Source organism: Erwinia sp. OLFS4, from assembly GCF_002752165.1.
Classification (GTDB): Bacteria; Pseudomonadota; Gammaproteobacteria; order Enterobacterales; family Enterobacteriaceae; genus Izhakiella.
In genome coordinates, this window is the sequence record NZ_MOMB01000080.1 from 1 (window position 1) to 7,172 (window position 7,172).

The following is a 7,172-nucleotide window of genomic DNA, read 5'->3' on the forward strand; positions in this document are numbered from 1 at the left end:
ATTGAAAGCTATGGGATAAATCTTCAAAATAATTTAGATGAAAATGACCTACGTATCCCACTGGAAGATAAAGCTTCTGACAAAATTGTTTCATTCAAAGCGACGTCGTTAAATATTTTCATGGAGCATGTTTTATCTAAACAAAAGAAAAAAGGTTATGATATATTCTATCGTGGGCATAGTGATGTCAAATATAAACTTGAGCCTTCTATCAATAGAACTGATGATAATGGCCGCTATTTATATAGGAATTATGAAAATGTAATGGCAACAGAATTGTTGGTTGAAAATCCTAACGATTTTAATGAAGACAGAACAACATTAGAGAAACTTGTTCGTATGCAACATTATTCATTACCAACTCGTCTGTTGGATATAACCTCAAATCCTCTGATGGCTCTTTACTTCGCCTGCTCTTCTCATAGCAATAAAAAAGATGGAGAGGTTGTAGTTTTTTTCATAAATCAGAAATCAATAAAATTTTTTGATTCAGATACAGTTAACTGTTTGGCAAATATATCGCGGCTTTCGGTAAATGACAAGGAGTCTATAGGTAATAATGTCCAAAAAGAAGAGTATTTATTGAATGATTATGAACTAGATTTATATAAAAAAGATAAAAACAAATCTGAGTCAATTACTAAAATTAACCACTTTAATGCTCTTCCTGAGGTCGGGAGACTTCTTCATTTCATAAAAGAAGATAAATCATATTTTCTTAACAAAATTATACCAAATGATTTGAAGGAAATACTATGCGTCAAAGGTAAGAAAAGCAATGGACGAATTTTATCACAATCAGGATCATTTCTTTTATTTGGCACGGAAATGATGATGTCAGATTTTGGAACGCCTGAGATTTCAATTGAACGTATAATTATTTGTAAGAATGGAAAAGAGAGAATACTAGAAGATCTTGATAAAATGAATATAAATGAAAGTACAGTATATCCGTATATAGAAAACTCAGCAAAATATATAAAAAGAAAGTATGAGAAGAAAATAAATGATGATCAAGAGTAGGTTAAAATAAATTTGGATTTTTATAGGATGAAGCGCCTAAAGAGTATATATCCATGAGATATATTTAGGCGTAAATCCATTGAGGGTATAACCTTATAAAGCACAATCTATAACAGACATGAAATATAATTAAAATACCCTATTATGACGTGTGTTGTAAATGATGTTAAAAGAAATAAAAATACAAAGACATTTTATATAAATAAAAATAAATTGAGGTTTTTAGCTATTACCTACTATCAGCGGTGGAAAGATATTTGGATGAAAATAGAACAATGAACAGGTATATGAAGTTAGTATCCAAATTTGGTTAAGTGAGTAAAGGAAAAACATTCCTTCGCTAAGATGAATTGAACAGTCATTCTGTATGACCACAAATATATAAATGTATGTTTAACTTACAATGTTCTATTATCTATTAAGTGTATTATTTTTTCTTTATCTTCCTCAGATAATTTATCAAAGTTCATTACGATAGCAGCAAGTTGATCGTTTTCCACATAAAAATATGCTAATGGGACATTGAGCGTTTGTGCTAATTTCTGTGCAGTATGGATATCTGCTTCATGTACGCCTTTTTCGTATCGATTGATGCGAGTGCTTGCTACAAATTCGTCGATCCCGGCAGCGATACCCAGCCTCTTTTGAGATAATCCAGCTGCAAGCCGCGCTTCTTTTAAACGCTTACAAAAGATGTCTCTATGGGATTCTCGCTGGGTCATAAGCACTCTCATCATTAAGAGCTACGAGAATCGTAGTTTTTCCTTGTTTTCGATACTACGTTTAACGTAGTATCTGCCAGTGATGATGTATTGGTCTATCGATACAGCAAATTTGAATAGTGTCTGATGCCTTCAGTGACTGACGGCTGAACCGTTCATAAGTGTCATTACTTGGACCAGTACAAGTGGTTATTATTTGTTATCGCTGATGGGATAGGAAAATGAAAAAAATCTTACTAATGGCGGGGGCTGTGTTGGTTCTGGCGGGATGTGGTGAAAAAGGCGACTTTGAGAAAACGATCAACGCGAAGATTGGTCAATCGAAAACCTGTTTCTCACTGCGGAACAACAATGTCACATTCCCTGTCCAGCTCTCCAAACCGCGATTTGATGAAACAGGGACTGGAACAGGTTCTGTAATCCTTGACGGCCTCGTAGAGCAGGGCTTAATGGCCTTTGTTAAAGGCTGGGATAACAATACGCTTGGGATAACAGATGAAGGTAAACAAGCCAAAATCTGGGATGCCAAAGAAGGTGTTTGTGTTGGTCGCCGGGCAGTTGCTGAGATAAAGGAATGGACCGAACCGGGAAACGGTAATCAGAAAGTTGTTCGCGTGTCTTATACATGGAAGTTGGCGGATGTTCCTTCATGGGTGGACAAAAAAGCGTTCTCCAGCGTCAAGGGTATGAATGAACCTGAAGAAGGCATGATTAATCTTGTTAAAACCAGCAATGGCTGGAAAGCGATCTAAGGGGTCTATCATGGAAAACAAAACTATTCAGTGTCCGTTTTGCCTGAAAGAAAGTCAGAGAGGCGTCCATGTCTGTACTGGCTGCATGGCAACTGTTTTATATGGAACTTACCCCGGCTGGTATGCTTCCGTTGTCATATTATTGACCTTCGGCCTGTCTATACTGATCGGAATGTCTACAGGCATGGCGGGAGCTACTATCAGCCTGCCAATAATTTTTATTGTAGCTTTTATAGCTGGCAAGGCGATCTTCTCTGATAATGTTGTGTTCAGGCGAAGAATGTAATTTTTAAGGGGCTGGTCAATAAAATGTCCAGCCCCAGAATCTTAAACATCAGGCACTGAAGATAGAATTGTTATTATTTCCTTAATGGTTGTATCAAGCTGTTCCATGAAATGTTTTTTTAGGGGAGGCATTCGAGGTATTTCTTTCGAGATTTTATTTTGTAACTCAATCCAAAACTCCTCTTCAATTTTCAGATATTTATATGCTCTCAGACCATTGAGAGTATCTCTCGAAGTATAACGTTCCTTTATAATATGATTAAAGTACGACGTTATGTAATTACTTGAGTGCAACAAGACCTTCACTAAGTCTTCAGCATTTAATTTATTGAAAAATGGCTTAAACTGATTTTCAGTATATAAAATATTGATCAGCTCATCCTTGTTTCCTTGCGCAAGATATGTAAATATTTCATTTGCTCTGATGATTTCTGCTTGGTGTTTTAATTTGTCAGAGATAGATTTGCGTTCAGACCTGAGTAAATTAAATAGTTTCCTAAAGTCCTCATCTGAATCATTGTAGTAGCTATAGCCAGTATGGTTTCCAAATACTATATCTTCAATAGAGCGATTGTCCAAAATAGCCCAACCGTCTTTATAGGTTTTAATGTATTCATAAACTGTATTGTTTATTTCATCGATTCCCTTACTAATTAGAGAATTTTTTGAGAAGTAAATGATTAAGGCTAATTTATGTAAATAAACCTGATGCTCTTCCTCCTGAAGAGATTCGAACTCCAAAAGTAGCTGATTGGTAAGAGAAATAAACTGTTCTTCATTCAGTGTGCTAAAATTCCATAACTTGAACCAGAGGGGATGTTCATTGTTTTTTTGTTGTTTAAAATATACAAGCTCATCAGTTGCTGACTTTAAATTACTTGCATCACCCTTGAACAGAATATCAGCCCATAGATCACCCACATACAAGGTCCTGTAACTAATGTCATATTTATAAAATACATTATTAGAACCATTGCTATTGGTTTTTTCATTTTTGAATGGTTCATTTTCTCTTAATTCACTCTCGCTTAACTCACCACTTTTAATTTCTAATGATAAGGCAAAGAAAACGCGTATTAGCAGCGATGAATACTCTTCATTTTTAAGTTGTTCTTCATCGATATAATTTGCAATGTATCCAAAATCTAAAATACTTTGCTTTAGTTTTCTGAGATTAGTATCATCTGAGCGTATATAGATGTTTTTAATGACATCTCTATGTCTCTTTAATGGCTCACATTCTGATTCGTCGAGGAAGCTATCCAAAACATTATCAATATTATGTTTGATTTGGAATGTTTTACCTATAACTTTTTCTTTAAATTTTGAATAAACATCCTTATTTTTATCCTCGGATGATTTATCCTTTTCATGTAGGATTTTTTCATTAGCTATGAGAATGACTTTAACCTTTGAAATTTCGACAAGATAATTAACATACCCAAGAATTTCTTTTAATGGGATGTCAGTGCGCTCAAGATCATCTAATGCGATAATGATCTCTCCGCTATCCGTATTAGTAGAGAATATTTCGCTAAATTTTATTTTATCTAAACTTGCATTAATATCTACATCTGGTTTGCTATCGCCGTTTATATCTATCTTACAACCGAGTTTTAATGCTCCCTTTAGAATGTTACCGGCTAACTTGGTATATCTGTGGCCTAACAGTGGGTGTAATGATTGAAAAATCATTTCATCAATACTGGATGTGGCTTTAAATCCGAATAGACTTATTTTTATTATTTTATTTCTAGACTGATTATCAATGGCGTTTTTATTATATTCATTTATGAAACTTTCTATGAAATGGGTTTTTCCTGCTCCCCATCCGCCAGTAATCATGAAAGCATATTCTGGAGCGCTTGTATTTAAATAATAATTTAAATTATCAATTATATGATTATTAAGATCCATTTTTAACAAACCATTCTCTGTTAATTGATTTTACATTCTATATCAAAAGTATTTGGTTGTCATTTGCTCTTAGTGATATTAGAATCTGATGGTTTGAGTTTTGGAAAGTTTACTCCCTTCATTGGTTCAGCAGGTAATGAAGGTGAGATCCCATTATCGTAATCACTTACAGGTTTAGCGCTATTAATGCGACTTGGGAATCGCCTTATCTCATTTGGTGTCGGCTTATAGTCATCTTGGTTAAACTTAGCTCGTTTCTCATATTCAGTGCGTAGAACAGGATAGCCTAATACTTCATCATAGATGTAGTTTTTAGCAATACGTTTATCATGTTCTTCACTGATAATATCAATTTTAGTTTTGTCTGTTTTAGCCCATATGAATTTATCCCTGATAAAATCAACTAAAAGAGCTGTAAAGCGTTTAAAAATATTATCCTGACGTGGAATAGCCTGTTTTCTCTTAACACGTTCAGGGGCGCTTCTGGATGCCCTATTTGGGGTTTTAGAAGAGGTTGTTTTCAGAAGAGTATTTGTCTCAGAATCAGAAATACTGACAGATGGTTTCTTACCAACAACAACCTTACTGACTTTGGATTTATCACGGTAAGATTTAACGCCACGCACACGAGTATGAGGAGCAGGTGCTACCAATACAGGTCTTTGTGTTTCATGAGTAGAAGAGCCGGAGTGCGTTTCTGGTAATACAATCTCTTCTGGTTCACCAAGATGTGTAATCGTAAAGCTTCTGACATCAACGACGATTTCAAGATCAAGTTCGCTGAATGTTTTGTAGACTTCAACTGCTTCCTGCTTGGCAGCATCACGAACAGCTTGTTCTGTGGCTCTTTGTTCCTGAGCCGCCTTACTACGCCATTTGGCACTGTGGATACGTTTCATTGCAGGGCGGTTCGTTTCAGTGGCTTTAGCAAGCCATAGCGCTTTTTCTTCATTATCTAAAGCTACTGCTGCTTTTTCTAAAGCTTCCTCGTGCTGGGCCTGAAGGGAACGATGATCAATACGTTCTGACGAACCAGCGGCAGCAAGGTAGCTGTTAGCCATAGCTGACCATGATTCACGCCATAAAACAGACATTTTTCTGTCGTTCCAGCTCCTTTCCTTTTTACCAAAACCTTCTGGTCCTATAGTTTTTAATGTCAACATAACGTGAGCATGTGGGTTGTCGCTATCAAGATCATGAAAAGCGATGTCGGCAATCATGCCTTTATCAACGAAATTTTTCTGGCAATACTCAAGGACAAGTTTTTTCTTGTCGTCATTGTTTAACTCGGCAGGAATAGCAACATCGAAATAACGAGCTGTTTGACCATTTTGCTGACGCTCGACCCGTTCAACTTCATTCCACAATGCTGTAGAATCTTTAACAATATGTTCTGGAGCATTAACAGGTGCTAATATGAAATGCCCGTACAAATCAGTACGGCGACTATAATCATAGGTATCACCTGTTCTTTCATCTGATATGCGTGTACGAGCATGATAGGCAGCTTTCGCAACGGAAGATTTGCCCTCACTTCGTTTCACAATTTTAAAATCAAGATGAAAAATAGCCATACAATAAAAAGAACCTCAATATAAATTTAAATATAAAACCAAAATATAAATCTCCAATGCGACTATGCTGGTTTTAGTTTTTCGCAAGAAAAACTCTGGTGTTGACGTTGACCTTGTTTCCGGAGGAAACGGTGTTAGCCTGCGGCAGGCAACCGTCGGTAGACCCCACACGCTCACGAAGTGAGTGTATAGGTGGGCATTGCTTTATTTTTTTATCTCCTAAAGGAGCTAAAAATAACGACAATGTTTAAAGTTCTTCTATAGTTAAATAATAACGCTAGTTTTAAGATCTGTGAAATTAACAGAGTAAGAATCAGATGAACGGCTGAGGTATTACACGAATATTAAGATTATGTGTTTTAGCGAGCGCCCGTAAGGGCAAAAGTAGTTTAATTAGCCTCCCGCCGTAGGCGGGAAAGGAAAATTTTATAAAAAATAGATAAAAACAATAAAGAACAGGTTAACGTGTGAGATTAGTGTCAAAAATAGATAGGTAAATTTAAAATCATGAATACGAAAAAATAAGTAACGTAATGAGTATTAGACGTTTAAAGTTAGTGTCTGCACACGTATGTGTTGCACAATTACTTATAGGGGGTGTTGCATTTTTGTGTAAACTATTTTTTTGAACAATCTAATATTAACAGTGCGAAGCCCTGTTCCAGCGATGTGATTGTTCATGGCAATCACTAAGTGCTGCTTAAGGATGATGATATATTATGGGATATTAAAATATTTTCCGACTTTTATTTGACAATCCAAATCCTTTGTTGTAAATAAAATGAAGATACAAAAAAAGCCAACTTCACAAAGTTGACTTTTTAAGGACTAAAAAAGTTTCGACGACTTTTTTAAGTCTTGTAATCAGTTAAGCGACAACGTGATTACAAATATAATAA

6 protein-coding genes are annotated in these 7,172 nt (G+C 35.5%); 3 read left to right on the forward strand and 3 right to left on the reverse strand.

Annotated elements, in window-relative coordinates:
- A partial coding sequence (locus BL249_RS18275) for an FRG domain-containing protein (RefSeq protein WP_099753261.1) occupies window positions 1-1,023 on the forward strand: 1,023 nt, incomplete at its 5' end.
- Window positions 1,024-1,421: 398 nt separating this feature from the next.
- On the opposite strand, the gene BL249_RS18280 is transcribed toward BL249_RS18275, so the two are convergent.
- Window positions 1,422-1,745 carry a helix-turn-helix domain-containing protein gene (locus BL249_RS18280; RefSeq protein ID WP_032414330.1) on the reverse strand — a complete coding sequence of 108 codons (324 nt, stop codon included), beginning with the start codon at window positions 1,743-1,745 and terminating at the stop codon, window positions 1,422-1,424.
- A gap of 221 nt (window positions 1,746-1,966) precedes the next feature.
- Here BL249_RS18280 and BL249_RS18285 point away from each other — a divergent pair, with 221 nt between their 5' ends.
- Window positions 1,967-2,497 (forward strand): membrane lipoprotein lipid attachment site-containing protein, encoded by a 531-nt coding sequence (locus tag BL249_RS18285; protein WP_099707545.1) that lies wholly within the window; start codon window positions 1,967-1,969, stop codon window positions 2,495-2,497.
- A gap of 10 nt (window positions 2,498-2,507) precedes the next feature.
- On the forward strand, window positions 2,508-2,783 hold the full coding sequence (locus BL249_RS18290; RefSeq protein ID WP_099707544.1) for a hypothetical protein: 276 nt from the start codon (window positions 2,508-2,510) through the stop codon (window positions 2,781-2,783).
- 41 nt (window positions 2,784-2,824) lie between these two features.
- Here the strand turns inward: BL249_RS18290 and BL249_RS18295 are convergent, their stop codons facing one another.
- Window positions 2,825-4,699, reverse strand: a complete 1,875-nt coding sequence (locus BL249_RS18295; protein ID WP_099707543.1) for a P-loop NTPase fold protein — start codon at window positions 4,697-4,699, stop codon at window positions 2,825-2,827.
- A gap of 59 nt (window positions 4,700-4,758) precedes the next feature.
- The gene (gene mobQ / locus BL249_RS18300; RefSeq protein WP_099707542.1) at window positions 4,759-6,273 is read right to left on the reverse strand and encodes a MobQ family relaxase; all 1,515 of its coding nucleotides are present in this window, start codon (window positions 6,271-6,273) and stop codon (window positions 4,759-4,761) included.
- Window positions 6,274-7,172: the final 899 nt, after the last annotated feature.

Excerpts from the sequence above, each read along its gene's own strand:
- BL249_RS18290 (WP_099707544.1), top strand. The coding sequence starts at position 2,508 with ATGGAAAACAAAACTATTCAGTGTCCGTTTTGCCTGAAAGAAAGTCAG.
- BL249_RS18285 (WP_099707545.1), top strand. The coding sequence starts at position 1,967 with ATGAAAAAAATCTTACTAATGGCGGGGGCTGTGTTGGTTCTGGCGGGA.
- BL249_RS18280 (WP_032414330.1), bottom strand. The coding sequence starts at position 1,745 with ATGACCCAGCGAGAATCCCATAGAGACATCTTTTGTAAGCGTTTAAAA.
- BL249_RS18295 (WP_099707543.1), bottom strand. The coding sequence starts at position 4,699 with ATGGATCTTAATAATCATATAATTGATAATTTAAATTATTATTTAAAT.
- mobQ (WP_099707542.1), bottom strand. The coding sequence starts at position 6,273 with ATGGCTATTTTTCATCTTGATTTTAAAATTGTGAAACGAAGTGAGGGC.